Source organism: Streptomyces sp. NPDC036822 (genome assembly GCF_055609145.1).
Window position 1 is genome coordinate 74480 of record NZ_JBVJPY010000022.1, and the last position, 23385, is coordinate 97864.

The window sequence follows — 23385 nt, forward strand, 5'->3', positions numbered from 1 at the left end:
TCCGACAAGATCAAGGAAGGGTACTCCGGGAGCGGGAGGCGGTGCAGCAGGATCGTCAGGCTCCTCGCTCAACTCCCCTGGTTCGGAGCGCCGTTCTGGCCGGCGAGATCAGCCGGAGTGAGCGGATTCATAGCGGTTACGTCCCGGGGCGCGAGCTGGAAGCCCTGCCAGTGGACCGGCATCGGCTGCTGGTCCTCGTCCCGGGCGATGTGGTGGAACCCGATGTTGACCCAGACGGCGGGGTCGGTCAGCGTCTCGCCGTTGACCCACTTGTCCACGCTGTCGGGGGCGTTGGTGCCGCACGGCAGGATGTTGTTGCTGGCGAACTGCTCGCAGGCGCGGCTCTGGGTGAAGTAGATGTCGTGCCGGGTGAAGCCGCGGCCGGCATGGGTGTTGGAGGGCCCGGGCACGATCTCGTACGAGCGGGCGTGGCCGTCCTTGTTCTTGCCGTTCGCGCTGACCACCCGCCACCAGCGCATGTTCTTCGCGTCTCCGGCGAGTTCCTTGGTGACCGGGGTGCGGGTCGTCTTCACGGTCGGGCCGCCGCCCTGGGCGCCGGGTGCGGTGACCTTGGAGTCGTACTGCTCGATGCGGTCCCTGACGCTGCCGTCCAGGCCGAAGTCGAGCCGCCAGAAGACGTTGTGCGCGTGGCTGGTGGCGTAGGCGCGGGAGCCCGCCCCGATGGGCCAGCCCCGGCCGTCCGTGGCGTCGTAGTCGAAGGGCGAGAGGCTGCCGGTGGCACCGACGTTGGCGGCGATGGTGCCGTCGGAGGAGAAGCGCCATTCGGTGATGTATTCGTACCAGGCGACCTTGTTCACGGTGTAGACGAGCAGGTCCTTGCCCTGGGACTGCCAGACCTTGGTGCCCTCGTCGTTGGCCATGCGGTACGCGTGGCCGCGGGCCCGGGTGGTGGTGCACAGTCCGTCGACCTTGCCGACCTCTGGCACCTTCACGCTGGTGAGGGTGCCGCCGGGGCACTCGGCGGGCTTCAGGTTCTGCAGGCCCCAGCCGAACCCGGCGCCGGTGAGGTCGTCGTACTCGGCGTTGCCGTCGTCGTACGGCACGTGGATCTGGGCGAGTTTCGCGCTGGTGAGCACGCGGATGGGGGCGCTCGCGCTCTTGGGCTGGTAGGTGACCTTGTCCAGGACGAGGCCGGAGTCGGTGTCGTAGCGCCAGCACATGCGCCAGGTGGTGCCGCCGTCGAGCTTCTGCTCGATGCGGTGGGCGGCGGAGCAGTCGGGCCGGGGCGGGGCGGGCGCGGCGGTGGCGGGCGTCGCGGGGCCGGCGGCGGCCGTGGCGGTGGCGAGCAGACCGGCCGCGGCGAGCGCGGCGCCGTGCCTGCGGGCGCGCGAGAGCGAAGGCGTGGACATGAGGACGAACTCCCTCGTACGGAAGTGCGGAAGGCGGACGGACGCGCGGGGGGTCGGCCCGCGCGGGACGGGCCCGGGCCGAGGAGAGCGGCCGACGGCGGTCGGCGGGCGCCACGGCGCGGGTCAGGTCAGGTCAGGTCAGGTCAGGTCAGGTCGGATCCGAGCGGGTCGGTCGGGCCGGCGCGAGTCGGATCGGTTCAGGTCCCGTCGGATCGGGCCGGATCCGACGGGTCGGTCGGGTCGGGCGACGCGACGGGATCAGCCCACGCGGGTCACGGTCCTGGCGCTGAGGTCGACGACGAGGTTCCGTGTGTCGATCCAGGACCCGTTGTGGATCTTGGTGACCAGGCGGACGCACCGGTGCCCCCCGCAGGCGGCCAGCGGCGCGGGGACCTCGGCCTCGCGGTAGGGGCGGTAGACGTCGCCGTTGAACCAGAGCTGGTCGGCCGAGGTCAGGGCCTTACCGGTGGCGTCCTTGTAGTCCTCGCGGACGCCCTTGCCCAGCGGGCTCCTCAGGATGAGCTCCAGGGCCTCGCGCAGCTCCTCGGGGTGGGCCGAGGGCTGGACCCCGCGCTGGGCGGCGGCGCTCTCGACCTTCCCCGTGGCGAGGTTGACGGTCCGGGTGATCAGCTCGTCGCGTTCGTAGTCGTAGAACCGCACCTCCGCCCGGCGCGGGGCGGCGGGGTCGTCGGCCTCCTCCGGGCGCGGGTCGGCCAGCTCGGTGCCCAGGTGCTGCGGCCCTCGCGCCCCCTCGACGTCGCGCCGCGCGGCCCGGGCCGGCGGGGTCAGTGCCAGCGCCTCCGCCCGCTTCAGCTCGTCGTCGGTGAGCGGGTCGGTGCCCACGCCCTTCTCCCCCTCGGGCGGCGCCACGGCCAAAGTCGCCGGCTCCGGCGCGGTCCCGGCGGACGCGTCCGCGCCGGCTTCCCCGCCCCCGGAGGCTCCCTCGGATCCGGCGCCGCGCGCACCGGACACCCCGGCCCTCGGCGTGTCGTCGGCGCCCGCCGTTCCGGGCAGGGTGATCCCGACCATGACGGCGGTTCCCGTCACCGCCAGGGCCGTGCCCGCCACCATCTTCCCCAGATGGCGGCGCACTGATTCGTACACACTTCCCCCTCTGTTCCCCCACGTGCATGCGGTCACCCGGTAGGACGGGTCGAAGTCCTAGGAGGTTGCCCCTCTTTGAGGCAGCATTTGGCCGGAGTGCACCCCCACCCCCGGATCAGGATGGAAGAGTCTTATCTATGCAGGTCTGGCCGGGACAGGCGTATCCCCTGGGCGCCACCTACGACGGCGCCGGAACGAACTTCGCGGTCTTCTCGGAGACCGCCGACAGAATCGAGCTGTGTCTGATCCATGACGACGGGTCGGAGACGGCCGTCGAGCTACGCGAGACGGACGCCTTCGTCCGCCACGCCTATCTGCCGGGCGTGATGCCCGGCCAGCGCTACGGATTCCGGGTCCACGGTCCGTACGCGCCGGAGCACGGGCAGCGCTGCAACGCGGCGAAGCTGCTCCTGGACCCGTACGCCCGGGCGGTCTCGGGCTCCGTCGACTGGGGCGAGGCGGTGTACGGCTACCACTTCGGGCGGCCGGACTCCCGCAACGACCTCGACTCGGCGCCGCACACGATGACCTCGGTCGTGGTCAATCCGTACTTCGACTGGGGCGACGACCGGCGTCCGAGGACCGACTACCACCGCACGGTGATCTACGAGGCCCATGTGAAGGGCCTGACGATGCTCCACCCGGAGCTTCCGGAGGAACTGCGCGGCACGTACGCGGGTCTCGCCCACCCGTCGGTGATCGGTCACCTCAAGGAACTGGGCGTCACGGCGCTGGAACTGATGCCGGTCCACCAGTTCGTCAACGACCACCGGCTGGTGGACGCGGGTCTGTCGAACTACTGGGGCTACAACACCATCGGGTTCTTCGCCCCGCACAACGCCTACGCCTCCTGGGGCGACCGGGGCCAGCAGGTCCTGGAGTTCAAGTCGGCGGTCAAGGCGCTGCACCAGGCCGGGATCGAGGTCATCCTCGACGTGGTCTACAACCACACGGCGGAGGGCAACCACCTGGGGCCCACGCTCTCCTTCCGGGGCCTGGACAACCCCTCGTACTACCGCCTCGTGGACGACGCACCCCAGCACTACTTCGACACCACGGGCACCGGGAACTCGCTGCTCATGCGGTCCCCGCACGTCCTGCAGATGATCATGGACAGTCTGCGGTACTGGGTGACGGAGATGCACGTCGACGGCTTCCGCTTCGACCTGGCGGCGACCCTCGCCCGTCAGTTCCACGAGGTGGACCGGCTGTCGTCGTTCTTCGACCTGGTGCAGCAGGATCCGGTGGTCAGCCAGGTGAAGCTGATCGCCGAACCCTGGGACGTGGGCGAGGGCGGCTATCAGGTCGGCAACTTCCCGCCCCTGTGGACCGAGTGGAACGGCAAGTACCGCGACTGCGTCCGGGACCTGTGGCGGGGCGAGCCGCGCACGCTCGCCGAGTTCGCGTCCCGGCTCACCGGGTCGTCCGATCTCTATCAGGACGACGGCCGGCGCCCGCTCGCCTCGGTGAACTTCGTGACGTGCCACGACGGGTTCACCCTGCGCGACCTCGTGTCGTACGACGGGAAGCACAACGAGGCGAACGGCGAGGGCAACCGGGACGGGGAGAGCCACAACCGGTCCTGGAACTGCGGCGCCGAGGGCGACACGGACGACATCGGCATCCGGGAGCTGCGCGCCCGCCAGATGCGCAACTTCCTGGCGACGCTCATGCTGTCGCAGGGCGTGCCGATGCTCAGCCACGGCGACGAGTTCGGGCGGACCCAGGGCGGCAACAACAACGCCTACTGCCAGGACAACGAGGTGTCGTGGGTCCGCTGGCCGGAGCCGGGTGCCGAGGAGGAGGGCACCCTGCTGGAGTTCACCCGGGCGATGGTGCGGCTGCGGCGGGACCACCCGGTCTTCCGGCGCCGGCGCTTCTTCCACGGACGGCCGGTGGAGGGCACGCACGACGAGCTGACCGACATCGCCTGGTTCACGCCGGAGGGCGTGGAGATGACCTCGCGGGACTGGCAGGCGGCGCACGCCCAGGCGCTGACGGTCTTCCTGAACGGCAACGCCATCTCCGAGCCGGGGCTCCAGGGTGAGCGGATCGCCGACGACTCCTTCCTGCTGATGTTCAACGCGTCGTCGCAGGAGCTGGAGTTCGAGGTCCCGGTCAACCACGGCCAGACCTGGCGTGTCGTGGTCGACACCTCCCACCCCGAGGGCATCCCGCCCCAGGAGGGTCCCAAGGTGGCGGCGGGTGAACGGGTGACGCTGGCACCGCTCAGCCTGACGGTGCTGCTGCGCCCGGCATAGAGGTCCGCGCCGGAGGGCGGCGCAGGACGGGGCGGGGGCGGTCCACCAGGCCGCTCCCGCCCCGTTCTCGCGGGGTGGCCTGGTACGGCGGTATGGCATCCGACCGCCTCTCCTTGTTCTGCGGCGTGACACCCGCCTCGCCTTGTCCTGCGGCGTGACACCCGCCCGCCCTGGCCGACGTGTCGGTCAGGCGTCCGCCCCTGCGGACGGGAGGCGGACGCGGACCGCCCAGGAGAGCACCGCGCACAGCACCGCCGCGGCGACGGCCACGGCGAAGGCGGCGGGGGCGCCGTGCCCGTCCGCGAGGCGGCCCGACACGGCGAGGGCGAGGGCCTGGCCGCCCACGATCCCGCTGGTCAGGAAGGCCATGGACTCGGCGAGCCGGGCAGCCGGCACCGTCCGCTCGGTCAGCGCGAAGACGGTGATGAGGTGGGGCGCGAAGGCCGCTCCGAGGACGACCACGACCGCGTACAGCGCGCCGAGCGAGTCGACGACGACGAGCGGCACGGAGAGTACGACGAGGGCGGCGGTGGAGACACGCCAGCGGACGGCCGGCCCGATCCGGGCCGGGACGGCCGCCATCGACAGGCCGACGGCCGCGCTCATCACGCCCATCGCGGCATAGACGAGCCCGGCCTGCGCCGGTGCGCCCAGCTTCTCGGTGAGGGCGGTGATCCCGGCCTGCGAGGCTCCGAACATCGCGCCCTGGAGCGCCATTGTGACCCGAAGGGCGTAAGCCGCCCCCGGCAGCCGCCCCTGTCGGGCGGCGCCCGTACGGGTGGTGCCGGATGCGGCCCTTCCGGCCGCCGGGCCGTCGTCGGCCGAGCCGTCGGGACCCGGCACGCCGACGGTGCCGGCGCCTGCTTCCCTCCCGGCCCCGGCTCCGCGCCCGGCCGCGACCGCAGCGGCCCTGGCCTCGACCGACCGGGACTCCGGGCTCTCCACCGGCACCGTGGCGGCCCGCGCCTCGACCGACCGGGACTCCGGCACCCCGACCGGCCGCCACTCCGGCTTCTCCGCCGGCCGGGACTCCGGGCTCTCCACCGGCCGCCGCTCCGGCGCCTCGGCCAGCCGCGCCGACGGGTGCAGGGCGAAGGCCGTGCCGCAGGTCGCGAGCAGGGCGGCGGCGAGCAGCAGCGCGGCCGCCGGGTGGGCGAGGGCCGCGGCGACGCCGACCAGGGCGGGCCCGAGCACGAAGGAGACCTCGTCCAGGGTGCCCTCGAAGGACAGCACCGTCCCCACCCCCCGGTCGTCCGCACCGCTGCGCCGGACCAGCGCCACCGAGCGGGTCCGGGCCAGCGGCCCGACCTGCGGGACGCTCGCCCCGGCGAGCGCGCCGAGGAGCATCAGCCAGCCGGTCGCCGCGTGGGCGAGCGCCGCGGCCACCAGCGCCGTGACGAGCACCGCGTTGGCGAGGGAGGCGGTGAGGACGACCCCGCGCTGTCCCCGCCGGTCGGCGAGCCTGCCGACGACCGGTCCGGCGACCGTCTGCCCGGCCGCGAGCGCTCCGCCCGCGAGCCCCGCCGTCGTCAGGGAGCCGCTCGTCTCGGCGACGAGGAGGAGGCTGCCGAGCTGGCACATCGCGGTGGGCAGTCTGCCGAGGAACGAGACGGCCGGAAGGGCCGGTCCGAGCATCGACAGGGTGTCGCGATACATGCGCAGCATCACGCGAACGTAACGCGATGCACTCGAACGGGCGCATGGGGCGATGACACAGAAGCCGCCCAACGGGGTACGTACGTTCGCATGACGCCCTCGACCACGCCCACCGCCACCTACCGGCTCCAGCTCCAGCCGGAGTTCCCGTTCGCGGCCGCCGAGCGTGCCGTCCCGCACCTGGCCGGCCTCGGGGTCTCCCACGTCCATCTCTCGCCCATCCTGGAGGCCGTGCCCGGCTCCACGCACGGGTACGACGTCACCGACCACCGCGCCGTCCGCGCCGAGCTCGGCGGCGAGGAGGGCCTGCGCTCCCTCGCGTCGACCGCCCGGGCCCACGGCCTCGGCGTCGTCGTCGACCTGGTGCCCAACCACATGGCCGCCGATCCCCGGTACAACCACGCCCTGCGCGAGGTGCTGCGCGAGGGCCCCGACTCCCCGTACGCCCGCTGGTTCGACATCGACTGGCAGGCGGAGGACGGCCGCGTCCTGCTGCCCGTGCTGCCCGCCCGACTGCCCGAGGTGCGGGAGCGGATGCGGGTGGAGGACGGCACGCTCCGCCTGGATGAGCAGGTGTTCCCGCTCCGCGCGGGCACCGAGGACCTGCCGCTCACCGAACTGCTCGACGCCCAGTGGTACCGCCTGGCCTGGTGGCGACTGGCCCGCACGGAGCTCAACTACCGCCGCTTCTTCACCATCTCCGACCTGATCGGGGTGCGCGTCGAGGACCCCGGGGTCTTCGACGCCACCCACGCCACGATCGTGGGGCTGGTACGGGACGGGGTGATCGACGGCCTGCGGATCGACCACCCCGACGGGCTCGCCGACCCCCAGGGCTATCTGGAGCGGCTGCGGGACGCGACCGGCGGCCGGTGCTGGACGGTCGTCGAGAAGATCCTCACCGGCACGGAACCCCTGCCCGCCGACTGGCCCGTCGCCGGGACCACCGGTTACGACGCCCTGCGGCAGGTGGACGGCGTCTTCGTGGACCCGGTCGGAGCCGACGAACTCCTGGACGTGTACCGCGAGTTCGCCGGGCGCGCCGGGGACAGGGGAGGCTGCTGGGAGGCGACGGCGCGCCGGGCCGCGTACAAGGTGGTGACGCACGAGCTGGTGGCGGAGACGGCCGCCCTGACCCGGATCGCGGGCCGCGTCTGCGCGGCGGACCCGGGGCTGCGGGACCACGCGCCCTGGGCGCTGACGACGGCGATCCGTGAACTCCTGGTGCGGGTCCCGGTCTACCGCACGTACAGGACCGGCGGCGAGGAGGTCCTCACGGAGGACGCGGCCCGGGGCGCCAAGGCCGCGTTCGCGGTGGCCGAGGAGGCCGAGGCGGTCGACACCGTGCGGTCCCTGGCGCTCGGGCTGCTCGGGGACGGGCCCGAACACCGCGCCTTCCGGGCGCGGTTCGCCCAGACGTCGTCGGCGCTGCGCGCCAAGTCCGTGGAGGACACGGCCTTCTACCGCTACACCCCGCTGCTCTCGGCGAACGAAGTGGGCGGGGACCCCGGCCGCCCGGCGGTCACGCCCGAGGAGTTCCACGCGTACGCGTCGCGGATCGCCCGGGACTGGCCGGCCACGGGCACGGTGCTGACCACCCACGACACCAAGCGGAGCGCGGACGTCCGGGCGGGGATCGCGGTGCTCGCCCAGTGCCCGTCGGTGTGGGCGTCGCTGCTCGAGGAGGTGGCGGGGGTGCCGGCGGCCGATCCGCACCTCGCGTGGACGGCGTGGCAGACCGCGTTCGGCTTCGGTACGCCCGACGCCGGACGGCTCGGGCCCGCCGTGCTGAAGTCCGTACGGGAGGCGGGGCTGCACACCAGCTGGACGGAGCCCGATCCGGTCTACGAACGGGCGGTGTCGGAGTTCGTGGCGGCGGGCCCCGGCCGCATCCCGCTGCGCTCGGCCTCGGAGGCGGCGTTCGCCCTGGAGCCGCACATCAGGGCGCAGATGCTCGGCGCGGCGCTCGTGCAACTGACGATGCCGGGGGTGCCGGAGCTGTACCAGGGGACGGAGCGGGAGTACCGGGCCCTGGTCGATCCCGACAACCGGCAGCCGTTCGCGGTCGGCCCCGACGACGACAAGACGGCCCTGGTCAGGGCGGTGCTACGGCTCCGCAGGGAGCGCCCGGAGGTCTTCGGCGCGCCGGAGAGCTACCTTCCGCTGACCGCGTCCGGCCCGGCGGCCTCGCACTGCCTGGCCTTCGCCCGCTCGGGCGAGGTCGTCACGGCCGTCACACGGCTCTCCCTGCGCCTCGCCGAGGCAGGCGGCTGGCAGGACACGGAGCTGGTGCTTCCGGAGGGTCGGTGGGGCGATCTGCTGGACGGCGTGCGGGAGTTCACGGGCGGCCCGGACACGGAGGTCAAGCTGGCGGAACTCTTCGACGAGCGTCCGGTGGCGCTGCTCGGCCGCCTGCCGGGGTGACGGGAAGCCTGCCGGGGTGACGGGAAGGGGGCGGGGCGCGCCGGCGGCGGCGCGCCCCGTGCGGCCGCGTGGTCAGCCGCGGGGGCGGACGAAGAGGTTGCGGGGGCCGCGGGTGATGAGGCCGGTGTGTTCGGGGCGGAATCCGTCGGCGAGGCGGAGCCGGGGCATCGTCTCGAACAGGGCGCGCAGCGCGTACTCCGCCTCGAAGCCGGCCAGGAGGACGGCGGGGCAGCCGCCGTAGCCGTAGGTGAGCTGGCCGGGATCGTCGCGGAACGGGTCGAAGCGGTCGGGGGCGCGGTACCGCTCGGGGTCCCGCCCGGCGGAGCCGACCAGCAGGGCCACGGGCGCGCCCTCGGGGATGGTGCCGCCGCTGACCCGCACCTCGGCGCTGGTGCGGCGCACGGCGATCTGCACGGGCGGGTCGCGGCGCAGCGACTCGGTCCAGGCGCGGGCCATCAGGTCCGAGGGCGCGTCGCGGAGCGCGGCCACCTGGTCGGGGTCGGCGAGGACGTTGGCGAGGAAGGAGGCCAGGGCCTTCTCACGTATCGCGATCTGCGCGGTGCACTGACCGGCGAGCGCGGAGGCGGCGCGGCCGCGCACCAGGCGCATCATGTCGCGGTAGGGCACGCCGGTGGCGGCGGCCACGGTGCCGGCGGGAAGCCAGTGGCAGTAGTCGGCGACGAGATCGGCCCGGGGCAGGTCGGCGAGTCGGCGCGCGAGGACGTGCGCCGTGCGTTCGGCGACGGTCCGCAGCTCCGCCGCGTCGACGTCGACGTGGCTGTCGGCGCAGGGCGGGTCGCCCGGGCGGTGGCCGTGGGTGAACCGGGCGTCGGTGAGCGCGCAGGCCACGTCGGCGAACCGGCTGAGCACCCAGGCGCGCAGCAGCGGGTCGAAGGTGAGCGGGAACTCCTTCCGCAGCACCCGGTGCACCCGGTGCGGGTCCCGGCTCGCGCCGGGGGCCAGAGGGCTCGGCGCGACGGTACGGGCGAGGGGCGCGGGGACCTGGGACCGGTCGGCGGCCGGGGCCATGGGCGGCACCTCCGCCCAGCTGTCCTGTCGTATGGCCGGGTTCGACGTCTCGCGCATCGCGCCCCCTGTCGGTTCCGCTGTGGGTGACCGCGGCCGACGGTGCGGGCGCGTCTCCCCACCTCACCACCGGGGGCGGCCCGCCGCAGTCGGCACTCCGCCGAACGGGTGACCCCGGGCGCCCGCGGCCGGAGACCGGGGAGCCGCTGCCGGGCGCCCGCGGCCGAGGCGCGGAAAACGGCTCCCCGCACCCCTGCCGGGCCTCCGCCGGCGGCTCCCCGGCGGGCTCCTCGGCCCCGTGCCCGTGAGGGGGCGGCCCCGGGTACCGCCGATGTCCGGTGGGCGGCTCGGCCCGTGCCGGTGAGCGGGGACAGCCCCGGTCCCGCGAATGGCCGGGGCTCGGCTCGGCCCCGTGTCGGGTGCTGGGGGGACCCGGGCCTCGCCGGCGGGCGGGACTGCCAGCAGCGGTCGACGTCCGCTTCGGTGGGGACTGGCCGCCCTCGCGTCGGCCCGACTCCGAGCCGGACCCGCCGGCATGCCAAGCGCGCCGGCCGTGAGTACGCGACCCGTGAGGGCATCTCGTACACCGCCGCGCGCCGTCGCCTCGCCGAGGCCCCCGAGGAGGCACGGGCGGTGGAGCCGCCCCAGGCAGTGTTGAACGCGTTCAATGGCTCTGGCAGTATGGCTTCCGGTGAACCTGCCGGAGCAGCGGAGTCGGATCCGTCTGCCTTCGCGACGGGTCGCCACGAGACCGGAGGTGGGCACGACATGGGCCTGATCCTGCTACTCCTGGCCCTGATAGTCGGCCTCGCCGTCGCCCTTGTGGCCGTGGCCGTGATCCTCACGGCGAGCGCGGGCCTTGGCCTCGTGACCGCCGCGGTGAGCCGCAGGCTGCCGCTCTGGGCCAGAATCACGCTGCTGTTGACCCTTGCCGCCGCTCCGGCGGCGGCGCTGGTGAGCACCGTGGACGTTGCGGCCGTCTGGCAGCTGACCGCTTGGGCGCTGCCGTTCCTCACGACGGTCGCCTCAGGAGCCGCCTGGCTCGCCTTCGAAGCCCACAGGCGCCGCGCGCCCAGGCTCCCGAAGCCGGCATGGCCGGTCCGCCACGCACCGGCCGCCGGTCGCTGAGCACGCACCACTCAGGTGAGCCCGGCACGTGGTGGGGCGCCTGGTCACCCGGTGGCGTCAGGCGTGGGTCCCGGGGCGCAACGCGCGCTCCGGGCGTGATGTGGATTGCGGTCAAGGGATGGCTCGACGCCCGACTCGTGGAGGAGCACGGAGGGGTCGCTGTTGTGCTGGCGGGCGCTGGGCGAGGCCGTTGCCACGGCGCCGGCGGTACGCGACGGCGTGGCGTCGACCGGCCCTGCACCCACGTACGCGCAGGTGCAGGCCCTCGTCGACGGGCCCGGCGTCACGTGCTGGTGAGCGTGTCGAGGTCGGGGGCGTAGACGGTCATCCAGTGCGGGTTCAGCCGGTAGTAGACGACCTCGCGGTTCCAGTCGAAGGCGTCGTCGCCGTAGAAGTCCTTCAAGTAGGCGAGGAGTTCCTGCCAGTCGGCCGTGGTCGCGGCGTCCTCGGGGTTCAGCTCCTCCACCGTGCCGTGGGTGAACACGCCGAGGTCCTCGCCGCGCATGTGCGCGACGCTGGCGGCCGGACGGGCCGCGAGATGACGGGCCTTGGCGGCGTTGCGCGCCGTGCCGAAGTGCCACCGGCCGTGCAGGAAGTGCCCGTCGGCGCCGCTGATCCGCGGTTCGCCCTTTGCGGTCACCGTGGAGAGGGCGAGCGTGCACATGCCGGTGAGGACCCCGGTGAGCTGCGCCGCCGTGATGGTGCGGCCCTCGACGATCGAGCGGAGGTGTGCGGTCGAGCCGGAGAGGGAGGAGTCGAGGAGGGACTGGAGTGTGTCGAGTTCTTCTGGGGTTTCGCGCATACGTCCATCGTCGGCCGTAAACCCGACACCTTCTGTCGTCATTGATGCAGCAGCGGTGAGGTTGCTCCGCGTGGGTTGCGCTCGCTGCCGAGTCAGCAGAGCTCAGGGGAACTCACGGACGACGATGCGGAGCACTTCGTTCCGAGTGAGGTCGGATTCGCGTCGGAAACCGCGATGGGCTCCTTCGCCGATGCCGTCGGTCGGCAGAGTCTGACGGAGCCGTTCAGGCGATTCTCTACCCCCCGCCGGAGTTCCACTTCGACGCGAGTCAGTACGACGCCGAAGTGGCTCACGCCGGGGCAGCCGCTGGTGGCAGGTGTACGCGTCTCGCCCAGCACGGCGCGACCCCGCCCGGGTGCGGGCCTGTACCGGCTCAATTCCAAGGGCTGAACTTCAAGGAACAGACAAGCTGTCATCAGCCACCACCGTCTCAGCGCACGGAGAGCCGGAAGGACATCTGCCCGAACCCGACCATGTCTCCCGCCCGCACCACCACGGCCCCGGTCACCCGGCGTCCGTTGACGGTCGTGCCGTTGGTCGAGCCGAGGTCGCGCAGCACCCAGAGCTCCCCCTGGAGGGAGAGCTCGGCGTGGGCCCGGGAGACCGTCTCGTGGCTGAGCCGCAGTCCGTTCACCGGGTCGCGGCCGATCCGCAGCGGATACGGCCCCGGTGCCGGCAGGAGCAGCTTCGGCAGCCGCTCGGCCTGCCAGGCGCGTCCGACCTTGGCCGTGAACGCGGACATCTTCTCGACCGCGCCCACCACACGCCGGGTCCAGCCCGACTCCGTCTGCAGATCGGCGGTCAGGAGGGCGAGTTCGTCGGGACGGCGCGCGGCGAGCGCGCGCTCCATCCGGAAGAGGAAGGTGTCGTGCGAGAGCCGGCCCTGCGCGGCACCCTCCCGGAGCAGCACCAGCGCACGGTCCCGCTCGGCGTCGGAGAGCCGCGCGGAGTGCGTGGGGAACTCGAAAGGCGTCGTCACACTCGTGATTGTCGGTCCGAGGAGCCCGGAGTGTCCAGAAGGGGCCCGCACGACAAAGCCGTACCGCCCCGGCGAAGATCGTTGCTACGGTCTGCGGACTCGACTCCCAGGGGGAACCCGGACGTGACCACGTCTCCGCACTCGACGTCCGACGCGACGTCACACCCGACGTCCGACACGGCGTCCGACACAGCCTCCCGGCCGATGTCCGGCACGGCGTCCCGGACCGTCGGACCGGTCTCTTCCCGCGCCACCGACGGTGTGACCCTGCGCCCCCTCTCCGGACCGGAGGAGCTGGCCCTGTTCCGCCGGCTGACCTACGTCCTCGACCACGAGTTGGAGGACGACCTCGCCACCGGCCGCCGTGTGCCGCGGTGGATGTGGGTGGCCCTGCGCGGCGACCGGGTCCTCGCCAGGATCGCCTGGTGGACCAACAAGGAGGGCGGCGAGCCGCTCGCCCTCGACTTCTTCGACCTGGACCCCGGGCTGCCCGCCGACGAGCGCGCCGAGATCGGGCTGCGGCTCCTGGAGACGGCGACCGCGGCCGTCGTGCCGGCGGGCGCGGTACGCCCCGAGTACGGACGGTTCCTGCCGCCGGACTGGCACGACGTCCCCGGGACGCGCGCGCCGCTCGAGACGCTCTTCGGCGTCCTGGAGCGGGCGGGCGCCCGCCCGCTGGTCGAGCGGCTCCGCCTTGAGTGGCGCCCCGGGACCGCCGTACCGGAGCCGAGGGGACGTCTGGAGTTCCGGCCGGTGAAGGACCGCGAGGACCTCGTGACCCTGATGACGCCGGTGCTGGAGGGAACGCTCGACGCCCATGGAAGGGCCGACCTGGCGTCGGGCCTGTCGGCGCGCGAGGCGGCGGAGAAGCACTACGACGAGGAGTTCGCGCACTACGCCTCACCACGGGAGTGGTGGCGGGTCGCGCGGCTGCCGGAGACCGGTGAGCCGGTGGGGTTCGTGATCCCGGCGCGGAACAACTACCACCACACCATCGCCTACATCGGTGTGCTCCCCGCCCACCGCGGCAAGGGCTACATCGACGACATCCTCGTCGAGGGCACCCGCGTCCTGGCCGGTGAGAACGTGCCGCGCATCCGTGCCGCGACCGATCTCGCGAACGTCCCGATGGCGAACGCGTTCGCCCGAGCGGGTTACATCACCTTCGAGCGGGCGATCAACTACGTGTGGGACGCGCCGGGCGGTTCCGACTCCTGACTGCCAGGATGGTCCCCGGTAGTCGTTGGTCCGTCGACGAGGGGATCGGCCAGTGCTGTTCGAGGTGTGGGCCCCGCAGGCCCGTGAACGGGTCACGCTGGAACTGAACGGCTCCGAGCACGCCCTGGAGAGGGATGCCGAGCGGGACGGCTGGTGGACGGGGGTGGCGGAGGCCGCCGACGGCGACCGCTACGGCTACGCCCTGGACGGCGGGCCGCTGCTCCCCGACCCCCGCTCCCGCCGCCAGCCGGACGGGCCGGACGGCCGCAGCGCGGTCGTCGACCACGACACGTACACCTGGCGCCACGCCTCCCCGGGGCTGCGGCTGCGCGCCGGGGTGCTGTACGAGCTGCACGTCGGGACCTTCACCCCCGAGGGCACCCTGGACGCGGCGGCGGAGCGGCTCGGGGAGCTGGCGGGCCTCGGCATCACCCATGTGGAGCTGATGCCGCTGTGCCCTTTCCCGGGCCGCTGGGGCTGGGGGTACGACGGCGTCTCGCTGTGGGCGGTCCACGAGCCGTACGGCGGGCCTGCGGCCCTCAAGCGCTTCGTCGACGCGGCGCACGGGCTCGGGATGGGGGTGGTCCTGGACGTCGTCCACAACCACCTGGGACCTTCCGGGAACCACCTGCCCTCCTTCGGGCCGTACTTCACCGACACCCATCACACGCCGTGGGGCGCCGCGGTGAACCTGGACGCGCCCGGCTCGGACGAGGTCCGCGCGTATCTGATCGGCAGCGCGCTCGCCTGGCTGCGGGACTACCGGATCGACGGTCTCCGTCTCGACGCGGTGCACGCGCTCGCGGACACCCGGGCGCTGCCGTTCCTGGAGGAGCTGTCGGAGGCGGTGGACGAACTGGCCGGGGAGCAGGGCCGGCCGCACTTCCTGATCGCCGAGTCCGACCTCGCCGACCCGCGCATGACCACGCCTCGCACGATGGGCGGGCTCGGCGTCCACGCCCAGTGGAACGACGACTTCCACCACGCGCTGCACACCGCGCTCACGGGGGAGTCCCAGGGGTACTACGCCGACTTCGCGCGCGCCCCGCTGGCGGCGCTGGCCAAGACCCTCACGCACGTCTTCTTCCACGACGGCACCTTCTCCACCTTCCGGGGCCGCCGCCACGGGCGGCCGGTGGACCGGGCCCGTACCCCCGCGCAGCGCTTCCTCGGCTACGCCCAGACCCACGACCAGATCGGCAACCGGGCGACCGGCGACCGTCTGTCGGCGACGCTCTCCCCCGGCCTGCTGGCCTGCGCGGCGACGCTGGTCCTCACCGGCCCCTCGGTGCCGATGCTCTTCATGGGCGAGGAGTGGGGGGCGGGCACGCCCTGGCAGTACTTCACCGACCACACCGACCCGGAGCTGGCCGAGGCGGTACGGCGGGGGCGGCGGCGCGAGTTCGCGGCGCACGGCTGGTCGGAGGAGGACATCCCCGACCCGCAGGACCCGGCGACCCGGGACCGGTCGGTCCTTGACCGCTCGGAGCGCGAGCGGGCACCGCACAACCGGCTCCTCGCCTGGCACCGGGAGCTGATCGCCCTGCGCCGCACCCTCCCCGACCTCACCGATCCGGACCTCGCGGCGGTCCGGGTGGCCTACGACGAGGAGGGCCGCTGGCTGGCGTTCCGGCGCGGGGTGCTCCGCGTCGCGGTCAACCTGGGCAAGGAGACGGCGGAGATCCCCCTGGGGTCGAACGGCCGCGACCGGGTCGTCGCGGCCTGGGAACCGGTCGAGGCCCCGGGCCGGGACGGGGCGCTGCTGCTGCCGGCCGAGTCCGCGGTGATCCTCGTCGACGGCTAGGCCGCGCCGTTCCAGGGTAGGGAGCGGGCGCAGAAGTCTCGTCCTTCGTCAGGTGCCGTGGCCCGTCGTCGCCGACGGGCCACGCCCGCTCAGCGCCCGTCCTTGTCCCTGCGCTTGCCCCTGCCCGTGTCCGGGCCCTGGGCGATGAGCCGTTCGAGCAGGTCCTGGAAGTCGTCACCCACGACGATGCGCAGGTCGCCGTCCTCCCCGTCCCGTTCGCTGAGCTGGGTGAGCGTGCCGTCCCGCCACCAGAAGACGTACGGGCTGATGGCGCCGGGGGTGTCCTCGTAGCCGGAGGCGGCGAAGGAGGCCATCGCGCCGAGCGCGGCGACGATGGTGGTGTCGCGGATGGGGTGGAAGGCGAGCTGGTGGCGGAACGGCATCGCGACCAGTGCCCCGTGCTCCGTGAGCGGCCGGCCGGTGACGCGCCGTACGACCGCGTCCAGGTCGAGGACGCGGCTGGCGGTGTAGAAGGAGTCGCCGAGGACCACCTCGAAGCACATGCCGTCGGCGTCCCGGACCGTCTCGTGTCCTTCGACCGGCAGTCCGCGCAGATTGCTCAGGGCCCGGTCGCGCAGGCGCTGGACGTCGCCGAGCGGCTCCAGGGCCTCGTCGGTGAGCATCATCACGCTCTCCGGCAGGTCGAGGGCGAGGATCTCGTACAGTCCCGGCGCGACGGTCCTGGCGTAGCCGAAGGCCCCCGGGTCGATGCCGTCTCCGCTGACCACCCGCGGGTAGAGCTGGGCGCGGATCTGCTCCGGCGGGAGGGTGTCCAGCGCGGAGGGGCCGTCCATGGTGCGCAGGACGAGGCGGACGTGGCGGCGGATGATGTCCGGCCAGGCGCGCGGCCCGCGCCGGTCGTTGTGGCAGACCGCCGCCAGATTGCCCAGGCCGAACTGCCGGCCGCCGTCGTCGCTCACCAGGTCGGCGTAGACGGTGACTTCGAGCCCGAGTTCGGCGAACGCCTCGCGGACCTGGCCGCGGAACAGCGCGCCCTCACGTTCGGAGAAGTAGGAGAACTCGGGGTCCCTGGGGACCTCGTCGCCGTCCCGTCGGGGTCCTCGCCGGAACAAACCCACGTGCGCCGCCTTCCGTTGCCGTCCGGTCCGTGCCGTCCGGTCCAGCCTAGATGTGTCGTGTGGATCAGGGGGGCGGTCCCCGGGTCAACTGTGCGGTTGCGCACACGGCTTCGGCATCGGCGTGGTGAGCGGGCGGTCCGCCCGCGGGGGCGATCAGGGTCCGGGCCCACCTCCCGCGCGCCGATGGTGCTGGGGTAATGTCCACGACACGCGCAGAGGAGGGCCGTCGCCCCCTCGGGTACGCGGCGTCCCCGCGGACCGGCCTGCGCGGCATTCGTCTCCGTCGGACAGGGACAAGCCCCTATGACCACTGACCGGTCGTGCGTGTTGCTCCGGCATCGTGCCGAGGATGCCCCGGAGGGTGCGCGGCGCCCCGCCGTCTTCCTGGACCGCGACGGCGTCCTCATCGAGAACCGCGACGCCCATGTCCGCCGGCCTTCCGATGTCGCCCTGATCCCGGGGGCGGTCGAGGCCGTGCGGCGTCTGAGCCGGAGCCGGGACGTGGTCATCGTGACCAATCAGGCGGTGATCGAGAGGGACTTGGCGCCGGCGGAGGAGATCCTGGCCATCCACCGGTCGGTCGTCGACCGGTTCGAGGCCGCGGGCGCGAGCATCCTGGGGTCGGTCATCTGCCCGCACGCTCCGGCAGGCCGGTGCGCGTGCCGGAAGCCCGAGCCGGGGATGCTCCTCGCCGCCTCCCGGGCCTGGGGGTGCCGTCCGGAGGGCGCCTGGATGGTCGGGGACGCGATCACCGACATCCAGGCGGGGGTCGCGGCGGGGTGCAGGACCATGCTCGTCCGCACCGGCCGGGGGGCCGCCCACGAGGACAGGACCCTTCGGGCGTACCCGGGTTGTGTGGTGGCGCCCTCCCTGTCCCTCGGGACTGACCGGCTGCTCGCCTGAAGCGGCTTCCGGCGGGTACGGGCATCGAGGCCGGCCCGCCGGGGAACGGTGATTGACTGACCGTGGTGATGATCGGACTGGAGGAGAGGGACACGATGACCCAGCGGGCTCTGGTGACCGGCGCGGCGGGTTCCATAGGCGAGGCCGTCGTCGGCGAACTCGTGGGCCGGGGCTTCGAGGTGGACGCGTGGGACCTCGTCGAACCGCGCGACCGTCCCGGGGTCACCGCCGTCGGCGTCGACCTGCGCCAGCCGGTGGATCCCGCGCTGGTGCGGGACTACCGCCTGGTCGTCCATCTGGCGTCGGTCACCGAGAACCGTGACGACCGGTCGAGCCTTCTCGACCACCTCCACTCCCTCGCCATGACCGCGCACCTCCTCGACGCGCTCGGCGAGCGTCTTCCGGGAGCGGTCGTGACGACGTCGAGCCAGCTGGTGTACGAGGCCGGGACGCAGCATCCGGACGAGCGGGCACCAGTGGCGGCCACGACCGGCTTCGCCGCCGCCAAGATCGCCTCGGAGGCGTTCCTCGAGGCCTACGGGCACCGCAGCGGCGTCCCGACCGCCGTGTTCCGGCTCGCCAACATCGTCGGGCCCGCCACCCGCCGGGGCGTCGTCCACGACTTCGTCCGCCGGGCCGGGGAGGCCGCCGCCGCGGGCGACGCCGTGAAGATCACCGGTTCCACCCACCACCGGCGGTCCTTCCTGAGCCTGGCGGACTGCGCCTCGGCCCTGGTCGACCTCTCCGACGCGCTGCCAGGCTCGCCGACGGGACGGCGGGTCTTCAACGTGGCCAACGTCGACAGCGTCTCCATCGCCGACGTCGCCGATGTCGTCGCGGCGGTCACCGGCGTCGACTTCGTCCTGGAGCGGCACAGCGACGAGCTTGCCTGGCGCGGCGACGCGGGGACGGTGCTGCCCGACACCGCGCGGCTGACCGCCGCCGGCTGGCGCCCGCGGGCATCGTCCCGGGAGGCGGTGCGCCGGGCGGCGGCCGGTCTGTGGGCGTCGCGGGCGGGCCGATGACGGTCCCGCGGCCGGTCGCCGGCGACGTTCGCGGTGTGGTCCTGGCCGCCGGTCGCGGCACGCGCCTGGGCGGCATCACGGCCACCCTGCCCAAGCCGTTGGTGCCGGTGCTCAACCGCCCGCTGGTCGAGTGGATCACCGAGGACCTGGCCGCGAGCGGCATCACGCGGGTGGTCCTCAACCTGCACCATCTGGCACCGGCCGTCGAGGCCTGGACGCGCACGGAGCCGGTCGACGGGGTCCGGCTCTCCTCCGTGACGGAGGACCGCCTGACGGGTCCGGCCGGTGGCCTGGTGGCGGTCCTCGACCGGCTCGCCGGGGCCGATGCCGTCGTGGTGGTCAGCGGCGACGCCTGCACCACAGTCGGCTTCGGCGACGTGCTCCGGGAGCATCGACGGCGCGGTGCGGCGATGACCGTGGTGACCCAGGTCGTCGACGATCCCCGGCCGTTCGGGCAGGTCGACGTCGACGCCGGGGGCCGGATCACCGACATGGTCCGCGACGCCTCCCGCCGTCTGGCCTCCGGCATGATCAGTACGGGCATGTACGTCCTCTCGCCCGACGCTCTCGCCGTGCTGTCCGCGCTGCGGGGCACGGCCCCGGACCTCGACTTCGACCGGCATCTGGTGCCCGAGCTGCTGCGCCGGGGCATGCCCGTGGCGGCGGTCGGGACGTCGGCGTACTGGAGTGACGTCGGCGTCCCCGAGGCCCTGCTGGCGTCGTCGCTGCACCTGCTCGGCACGGACCGGCTGGACCGCGTGGCCCGTCCCTGTCACGGCGGGTCGGCGGCGGGCCCCGGCGCGGACCTCTGGTGCCAGGGCGGCCATCCCCCGGTGGAGGGGACAGTCACCGGGCGGGTCCTCCTCGGTCCGGGCGTCCGGGTGACCGCCGGCAGCCGTGTCGAAGGCCCCGCCGTCCTGGGGGCCGGGACCACCCTGGAGGAAGGGGCGCTGGTGCGGCGCGCCGTCACGATGCCGGGCACCCGCCTGCCGCGCGGCGTCTTCGAGGACGCCGTGCTCTTCGGCGAGGCGAGCGCCGGCGGCGGGTGACCCCCGCCGGGCCGCGACCGCACGGGCACCGGCCTGCGCGGTCGAAGCGGCCCCCACGGACCGTTCCGACGCGACCCACGAAAGATGATCCGTATGCGCGTGGCACTCCTGACATCGAGCTTCGACCCGGTCATCGGCGGCGCCGAGACCTACGCCCTGAACCTGGCCGAAGGGCTGACGGCGTCGGGCCACCAGGTCATGGTGCTGACCGACACCCCGCACGGCATGGAGCCGGGTGCGGCGGACCCCAAGCCCCGGCCCTACCGGCTGGTCCGGCTCTGGCGGTACCGCGACCGGCTGTTCGACCGCCAGAAGCTCCCGTGGGAGGAGATGGCGTTCTCGCTCGCCACCGAACTCAAGGCCCAGGTGGACGACTTCCGGCCGGACGTCCTGGTCTCCAACAGCCTCGACGCCGCCTTCCAGGCGGCGATGATCCGCCGCTCGACGCCGGGACTCGCCTGGGCGGCCGCCTTCCACGAACACGCCCCTCAGGACGAGCCGTTCGGCGACGGACGCATGGCGGTGGTCTACGGCGACCTGCGCCCGGACGCCGTACTCGCCGGCTCGCGGTTCTACGCGGAACGGGCGCGCGCCCACGGACCTGCCGAGGTGGTGCACCTGATCCACCACGGGGTGCCGATGCCGGAGACCGACGCGCACACGACGGCCGCGTGGCGGGCCCGGTACGACGTGGGCGAGCGCGACCTGATGATCGCGTGCGTCGGCCGCCTCAAGGAACGCAAGGGCATGAGGGAGCTCATCGAGGCGTTCGGCGCCCTCCGCCCCCACGAGCGACGGCTGCGGCTCGTCATCGCCGGAACGGTCAGTTCGGCGTCCCAGGAGTACGCCGACGGCCTGAGGTCCCTCGCCGGGCGACTCGGCTGCGACGACCTGGTCTCCTTCGACGCGACCGTGGTGGCGGACCAGGTCCCGGCGCTGTTCTCGGCCGCCGACCTCGTGGCGCAGCCCAGTCACGAGGAGGGCCTTGGACTGGCCGTCCTCGAGGGGATGGCGGCGCGCCGGGCGGTAGTGACCACGCGCGTGAAGGGCATCGACGAGATCGTGACCCGCCCGGACGTGGCCCTCCAGGTCGAGGCGCGCGACGCGCGGTCGCTGGCCGCCGCCCTCGACCGGATGCTCGGCGATCCCGGCCTTCGTCAGGCCTACGCGGACGCGGGGCACGCGCATGTACGGGAGAACTTCAGCCTGCCCGTGATGGTGCGCCGCACGGCCGAGGTGCTCGCCTCCTTGTGACGGCCCCGGCGGCGTCCACCGCGCGGCGGCACCTCCGTCCAGAGGGCGGCGGCCGGCACCTCGGGTGCCGGCCTTCGCCCCAGTCCTACGACAGGGCGCCGAGCCGAGGTGCGGTCGGGCGCTCGCCGGGCGCGGCCCCGGACAGCGCCTCCTTCGCCAGGGTCACGAGGCCCGGCAGCTCGGCGATCCGGTGGACGCCGGGAATGTGCCGGTACAGCTCGAACCGGTCGTAGAGGACGATCTCGCCGATTCCCGCCGCCATGCCCCCGACCACATCGTTGACCACGTGGTCGCCGACGTACCAGCAGTCCTCCGCGTCCAGCCCCAGCCGGTCGACCGCGATGCGGAAGATGCCGGGGTCGGGCTTCTCCACTCCGGCCACGGTCGAGTCGACGACGACGTCGAAGTAGCCGCGGAGCGACCAGCGGTCGAGCTCTTCCAGGAGCGTGCCGTCGGAGTTCGAGACGACGGCGAGCCGGATGCCGAGGTCCCGCAGGGCCTCAAGAGCGGGCGCGGCGCCGGGGTCGAGCTCGCGGTACAGATCACGTTCCACCAGACACGTGCGCAACGCCTCCACGGTGGGCGCGGGTGGGAGTCCGAGCGCGCCGGCGAAGGCGAGTCCGGTCCGGCCGATCGCGTCCTGGCCCGCGGGCAGCCGCATGTGGGACGCGTCGCAGGCCATCTGCAGGGCCGCCACCGCGTCGGCCGCCGTCACGCCCGGGACACCCCGGGCGTCGAGCTCGTGGGCGATCACGCCGCCGTCGGGGTGCACGAGCGTCATGCCGACGTCGAAGAGGACGGCGCGTGGCCTGCGTGCGCGCGCCCCGACGGGGCGCGTGGCCGCGCCCATCAGACGAGCCCGCGCGCGGGAGCCGACACACGGTGGGTGCCCACCTTGCGGACGGACCGGGCGACCATGTGGGTGAAGAGGGACTGAAGGTCCTCGGTCAGTCCGTAGTCCCCGTGGACGTCCAGATGCACCGCCATGTCGCTCAGCTCGGACAGGGGACTGAGCTGTCCTACGAGGCTGAGCACCGCGACCCCCCGCTCCCGCGCGGCCGACGCGGCACGCAGCACGTTCGGGGAGGCGCCGCTGACCGACAGGCACACCAGCAGGTCTCCCGGCTGGCAGCGCTCGGTCAGTTGCTGCTCGAAGATGGCCTCGTAGCTGAAGTCGTTGGCGATGGCCGTAATCCGCGCCGTGTTCTCGGTCAGTGAGCTGATCTCCCGGGTGCGATGGCCGGCGTACCAGGCGGCGGCCTGCCAGTCGCACGCCATGTGGTCGGCCACGGACGAGCTGCCGCCGTTGCCGACGACGAAGACGCCGCGCCCGCCGCGGATCCGTGAGGCGACCATCTCGATGGCACCGTCGAGCTGCTCCGTGTCGAGCCGGTCGAGGGCCAGCGACAGGTCGTCGACGTACCCCCGGGCGCCACGGACGGTGGCCGGGTCGGAGTGGCTACGCACCGGGCTTCACCGCCCCCCACGTTCGGTCGGCCGCGGCGAGCCGGTCGGGCGTCCCGATGTCGAGGAACCGGCCGTCCACCACCTCGGCCTCCACAAGGCCGCGCCGGGCGAGCACCGGCCACAGCTGCTCCAGTTCGCAGCGCCCGGGGGATACGTGGTCGAGGACCTCGCGCGTGAGCGCGTAGAGCCCGGCGTCCACGTGTGTCGCCCCGGCGGCCGCGTGCTTGTCGTAGCCGACGACGCGGCCGTCGGCGACGACGGCGTTCGGCACCACGTCCGGGACCTGCGCCGAGACGGCCATCCGTGCGACGGCCGGCGCGGCGGGCGCCGGGAGCACGGGCCCGGTCAGCTCCGCGGGAGGAAGGGTGTCGGCGAGCCACACCACGAACTCGTCGGCGAGGTGGTCCCGCGCGGACCTCAGCGCTCCGGCCGTCCCGGCACCGCCGGGGACGTCATCGAGGGACCAGGTGAAGGGCACGCCCTGATGGGCGAGGTGCTCGACGATGGGCTCGTACAGATGGTCGAGGGCGAGGTGGAACCGCCCGAAGCCGAGGCGCGTCGCCTCCCCGATCAGATGGTCGAGCAGCGGCACACCGGCGACACGCTGCAACGCCTTGGGAGTGTCCGCGGCGTGGCCCCGCAGGCGGGTCGCCCGCCCTCCGGCGAGGAAGACCACAAGGCGCTCAGACGACATGGAGAGCACACCCTCCACTCCGGCCGTTCAAGGACTCCATCTCGACATCGCCTCGATTCAGCGGTTGGTGACGGTGTGTTGGATGGCTGCGCGGGGGTTGTCCCAGAACATGGTGTCGATCTGGTGGTCGGTGAGGCCGATG

General features: G+C 73.4%; 19 protein-coding genes. 9 read left to right on the plus strand and 10 right to left on the minus strand.

From position 1 onward, the window contains the following. Nucleotides 1–68 precede the first annotated feature (68 nt). The gene (locus ACZ68P_RS32055; protein ID WP_471012422.1) at nucleotides 69–1370 is read right to left on the minus strand and encodes a copper amine oxidase; all 1302 of its coding nucleotides are present in this window, start codon (nucleotides 1368–1370) and stop codon (nucleotides 69–71) included. Nucleotides 1371–1628: 258 nt separating this feature from the next. Next, entirely contained in the window at nucleotides 1629–2474 is an 846-nt protein-coding gene (locus ACZ68P_RS32060) for a Tat pathway signal sequence domain protein (protein WP_471012423.1), read from the minus strand. A 137-nt stretch (nucleotides 2475–2611) separates the two neighbouring features. Between ACZ68P_RS32060 and glgX the strand changes: the two genes are divergently transcribed. Continuing rightward, the gene (glgX, locus tag ACZ68P_RS32065; protein ID WP_471012424.1) at nucleotides 2612–4735 is read left to right on the plus strand and encodes a glycogen debranching protein GlgX; all 2124 of its coding nucleotides are present in this window, start codon (nucleotides 2612–2614) and stop codon (nucleotides 4733–4735) included. Nucleotides 4736–4921: 186 nt separating this feature from the next. Here glgX and ACZ68P_RS32070 read toward each other — a convergent pair whose 3' ends face one another. Continuing rightward, nucleotides 4922–6391 carry an MFS transporter gene (locus ACZ68P_RS32070; RefSeq protein ID WP_471012450.1) on the minus strand — a complete coding sequence of 490 codons (1470 nt, stop codon included), beginning with the start codon at nucleotides 6389–6391 and terminating at the stop codon, nucleotides 4922–4924. Nucleotides 6392–6481: 90 nt separating this feature from the next. Here ACZ68P_RS32070 and treY point away from each other — a divergent pair, with 90 nt between their 5' ends. Further along, nucleotides 6482–8815: a malto-oligosyltrehalose synthase gene (gene treY / locus ACZ68P_RS32075; RefSeq protein ID WP_471012425.1), complete on the plus strand. Its 2334-nt coding sequence runs from the start codon at nucleotides 6482–6484 to the stop codon at nucleotides 8813–8815. A gap of 72 nt (nucleotides 8816–8887) precedes the next feature. On the opposite strand, the gene ACZ68P_RS32080 is transcribed toward treY, so the two are convergent. Further along, entirely contained in the window at nucleotides 8888–9901 is a 1014-nt protein-coding gene (locus tag ACZ68P_RS32080; protein WP_471012428.1) for a cytochrome P450, read from the minus strand. A gap of 708 nt (nucleotides 9902–10609) precedes the next feature. Here ACZ68P_RS32080 and ACZ68P_RS32085 point away from each other — a divergent pair. Beyond that, nucleotides 10610–10969: a hypothetical protein gene (locus ACZ68P_RS32085; protein ID WP_471012429.1), complete on the plus strand. Its 360-nt coding sequence runs from the start codon at nucleotides 10610–10612 to the stop codon at nucleotides 10967–10969. A gap of 283 nt (nucleotides 10970–11252) precedes the next feature. On the opposite strand, the gene ACZ68P_RS32090 is transcribed toward ACZ68P_RS32085, so the two are convergent. Further along, a complete protein-coding gene (locus tag ACZ68P_RS32090) occupies nucleotides 11253–11771 on the minus strand; it encodes a pyridoxamine 5'-phosphate oxidase family protein (RefSeq protein ID WP_471012430.1) in 519 nt (172 codons plus the stop codon). Nucleotides 11772–12201: 430 nt separating this feature from the next. After that, nucleotides 12202–12750, minus strand: a complete 549-nt coding sequence (locus ACZ68P_RS32095; RefSeq protein WP_365719779.1) for a DUF1707 and FHA domain-containing protein — start codon at nucleotides 12748–12750, stop codon at nucleotides 12202–12204. 204 nt (nucleotides 12751–12954) lie between these two features. On the opposite strand from ACZ68P_RS32095, the gene ACZ68P_RS32100 reads away from it, so the two are divergent. Together ACZ68P_RS32100 and treZ are read left to right on the plus strand one after the other, a co-directional pair. Beyond that, entirely contained in the window at nucleotides 12955–13968 is a 1014-nt protein-coding gene (locus ACZ68P_RS32100) for a GNAT family N-acetyltransferase (RefSeq protein ID WP_471012432.1), read from the plus strand. A gap of 52 nt (nucleotides 13969–14020) precedes the next feature. Beyond that, complete coding sequence (gene treZ / locus ACZ68P_RS32105; protein ID WP_471012433.1) at nucleotides 14021–15772, plus strand: malto-oligosyltrehalose trehalohydrolase; 1752 nt, start codon at nucleotides 14021–14023, stop codon at nucleotides 15770–15772. Nucleotides 15773–15861: 89 nt separating this feature from the next. Here treZ and ACZ68P_RS32110 read toward each other — a convergent pair whose 3' ends face one another. Beyond that, nucleotides 15862–16851: a DUF1444 domain-containing protein gene (locus tag ACZ68P_RS32110; RefSeq protein WP_471012434.1), complete on the minus strand. Its 990-nt coding sequence runs from the start codon at nucleotides 16849–16851 to the stop codon at nucleotides 15862–15864. A 303-nt stretch (nucleotides 16852–17154) separates the two neighbouring features. Between ACZ68P_RS32110 and ACZ68P_RS32115 the strand changes: the two genes are divergently transcribed. The 4 genes from ACZ68P_RS32115 to ACZ68P_RS32130 all read left to right on the plus strand — a co-directional run bounded on the left by ACZ68P_RS32115 (nucleotide 17155) and on the right by ACZ68P_RS32130 (nucleotide 21082). Then, nucleotides 17155–17754 (plus strand): D-glycero-alpha-D-manno-heptose-1,7-bisphosphate 7-phosphatase, encoded by a 600-nt coding sequence (locus ACZ68P_RS32115; RefSeq protein WP_471012436.1) that lies wholly within the window; start codon nucleotides 17155–17157, stop codon nucleotides 17752–17754. Nucleotides 17755–17849: 95 nt separating this feature from the next. Further along, entirely contained in the window at nucleotides 17850–18779 is a 930-nt protein-coding gene (locus ACZ68P_RS32120) for an NAD-dependent epimerase/dehydratase family protein (RefSeq protein WP_471012437.1), read from the plus strand. Next, nucleotides 18776–19828: a sugar phosphate nucleotidyltransferase gene (locus ACZ68P_RS32125; RefSeq protein ID WP_471012438.1), complete on the plus strand. Its 1053-nt coding sequence runs from the start codon at nucleotides 18776–18778 to the stop codon at nucleotides 19826–19828. Before ACZ68P_RS32120 ends, ACZ68P_RS32125 begins: the two co-directional genes overlap by 4 nt. A gap of 93 nt (nucleotides 19829–19921) precedes the next feature. After that, the gene (locus ACZ68P_RS32130; RefSeq protein ID WP_471012439.1) at nucleotides 19922–21082 is read left to right on the plus strand and encodes a glycosyltransferase family 4 protein; all 1161 of its coding nucleotides are present in this window, start codon (nucleotides 19922–19924) and stop codon (nucleotides 21080–21082) included. Nucleotides 21083–21167: 85 nt separating this feature from the next. Here ACZ68P_RS32130 and ACZ68P_RS32135 read toward each other — a convergent pair whose 3' ends face one another. The 3 genes from ACZ68P_RS32135 to ACZ68P_RS32145 are packed head-to-tail and all read right to left on the minus strand — an operon-like array spanning nucleotide 21168 to nucleotide 23243. Beyond that, on the minus strand, nucleotides 21168–21932 hold the full coding sequence (locus ACZ68P_RS32135; protein WP_471012440.1) for an HAD family hydrolase: 765 nt from the start codon (nucleotides 21930–21932) through the stop codon (nucleotides 21168–21170). Beyond that, nucleotides 21932–22549, minus strand: coding sequence for a D-sedoheptulose-7-phosphate isomerase (locus tag ACZ68P_RS32140; RefSeq protein WP_471012442.1), 618 nt, complete (start codon nucleotides 22547–22549; stop codon nucleotides 21932–21934). Before ACZ68P_RS32140 ends, ACZ68P_RS32135 begins: the two co-directional genes overlap by 1 nt. Beyond that, entirely contained in the window at nucleotides 22542–23243 is a 702-nt protein-coding gene (locus ACZ68P_RS32145; protein ID WP_471012444.1) for a nucleotidyltransferase family protein, read from the minus strand. Before ACZ68P_RS32145 ends, ACZ68P_RS32140 begins: the two co-directional genes overlap by 8 nt. Nucleotides 23244–23385: the final 142 nt, after the last annotated feature.